The sequence below is a fragment of the Streptomyces sp. NPDC059853 genome, from assembly GCF_042731495.1.
Classification (GTDB): Bacteria; Actinomycetota; Actinomycetes; order Streptomycetales; family Streptomycetaceae; genus Streptomyces.
Window position 1 is genome coordinate 1 of sequence record NZ_JBHWJL010000500.1, and the last position, 2,213, is coordinate 2,213.

General features: G+C 76.0%; 2 protein-coding genes. One reads left to right on the plus strand and one right to left on the minus strand.

Going from position 1 to position 2,213, the window contains the following annotated elements; genetic code table 11:
* Window positions 1-1,653: molybdopterin oxidoreductase family protein (locus tag ACFV5N_RS27270; RefSeq protein ID WP_385605046.1), on the minus strand; the 1,653-nt coding region annotated here is incomplete at its 3' end.
* Between the two features lie 162 nt (window positions 1,654-1,815).
* Here ACFV5N_RS27270 and ACFV5N_RS27275 point away from each other — a divergent pair.
* Window positions 1,816-2,213: sirohydrochlorin chelatase (locus ACFV5N_RS27275; protein WP_385605049.1), on the plus strand; the 398-nt coding region annotated here is incomplete at its 3' end.

Below are 2,213 nucleotides of genomic sequence, written 5' to 3' on the forward strand. Positions count from 1 at the left end.
GTCCTCGGCCGGACAGGGCCAGAACACCCCGCCCTCCGCCGCGATCCGCTCGTAACTGATGCCCGCGTAGTCCGCCACGCCCCCGGCCGAGGCCCGCCGCAGCTCCGCGAACACCGCGGCCGGGTCCTCCGGGAACCCCCGCTCCCAGCCCGCCCAGCCCAGTCGCCGCGCCAGGCCGCGCAGCACCGCCAGATCGCTGCGGCAGCCCGGCGGCGGATCCACCGCGCGCCGCCGCAACCGCACCCGGCCCTCCAGATTCGTCATCGTGCCGGTCTCCTCCGCCCACTGGGTGACCGGCAGCACCACATCCGCGAGCCGCGCGCTCTCGGACAGCACCACGTCACACACCGCCAGGAAGTCCAGCGACCGCATCCGTTCCTCGATGTGCGCGGCGCGCGGCGCCGACACCACCGGGTTGGAGCCCATCAGCAGCAGCGCCCTGATCCCGGCGGGGGAGGGGTCGCCGAGCGCGTCCAGCAGCTCGTACGCGCTGCGGCCAGGACCCGGCAGCACCGCCGGGTCCACGCCCCACACCCCGGCCACATGGGCGCGCGCCGCCGGATCGGTGAGCATCCGGTAGCCGGGCAGCTGGTCGGCCTTCTGCCCGTGCTCGCGCCCGCCCTGCCCGTTGCCCTGCCCGGTGAGACAGCCGTAGCCGGAGTACGGCCGCCCGGCCCGCCCCGTCGCCAGGCACAGATTGATCCACGCCCCGACCGTGTCCGTGCCCTTCGCCTGCTGCTCGGGCCCGCGCGCGGTGAGCACCATCGCCGCGTCCGGCGCGCAGAACAGCTCCACCGCCTCCCGCAGCCGGGGCACCGGCACCCCGGTGATCCGCTCCACCAGCTCCGGCCAGTGCGCCATCGCCTCCGCCCGCGCCGGCTCCCAGCCGCTGGTGCGCTCCGCCACGAACGCCTCGTCCACCCGGCCGCCCGCCACCACCAGGTGCAGCAGGCCGAGCGCCAGCGCCAGATCGGTGCCGGGACGCGGCGCCAGATGCAGATCGGCCTGCTCGGCGGTGCGGGTACGGCGCGGGTCGACGACGATCAGCGTGCCGCCGTTCGCGCGCAGTTCGGTGAAGTACCGCAGCGCGGGCGGCATGGTCTCGGCCGGGTTCGCGCCGACCAGGATGACGCAGCCGGTGCGCGGGATGTCCTCCAGCGGGAACGGCAGCCCCCGGTCCAGCCCGAACGCCCGGTTCCCGGCCGCCGCCGCCGAGGACATGCAGAACCGGCCGTTGTAGTCGATCTGCGAGGTACCGAGCACCAGCCGGGCGAACTTCCCCAGCGCGTACGCCTTCTCGTTGGTCAGCCCGCCGCCGCCGAAGACGGCGACCGCGTCCGCCCCGTACCGCTGCCGCGCCCCCGACAGGCCGCGCGCCACCCGGTCCAGCGCCTCGTCCCAGCCGGCCGGGGCCAGCTCGCCGTCCGCGCCGCGCACCAGGGGGTGGGTGAGCCGGGCCCCGGGCCGCAGGACGGCGGTCGCGGTCGCGCCCTTCCCGCACAGCGCGCCGCGCTCCACCACCCGCAGCCCGCTGCCGTCCCCGGTCCCGGTCGTGCCGTCTTCGCCGTCGCCGGTGCGGGCGAGCCCCATCGCGCACTGGAGCGCGCAGTACGGGCAGTGGGTGTCCGTGATGTCGGTCATAGCGGGGCTCATGGCGGCCATCCTGCGGCGGCCGTGTTACACCCGCCCGGCCCCGGGGTTACGGCCCCGGCGCGCCCTGCTCACCCCCCGCGCCCCGCCGCCGGTGAACCCCGGGCACGGCATTGGTGACACCCACGCAACATCACGGCAACGCCAGGGGCTCAGGCTGGCGGCATGAACGCCCGCACGCTTCCCCCTCTGGTGGCCGTCGCCCACGGCTCTCCCGACCCCCGGGCCGAGCGGAGCACCGCCGCGCTGCTGCGCCTGGTGCGCGCGCTGCGGCCGGGACTGCGGGTGGAGCCGGGCTTCCTGGAGAACGACCGGCCGCGGCTGGCCGACACCCTGGCCGGACTGTGCGGCGGCGGCCGGGCGGTGCTGGTGCCGCTGCTCTTCAGCCGCGGCTACCACATGAAACACGACATCCCCGGCATCCTGGAGACCGTGCGGGACGACCTGACCGTCAGCACCGCCGCCTGCCTCGGCCCGCACCCGCTGCTCGTCGACGCCCTGCACAGCCGGCTGATCGAAGCCGGCTTGCACCGAGAACTCACCGACCCGCACGCCGACGCAGT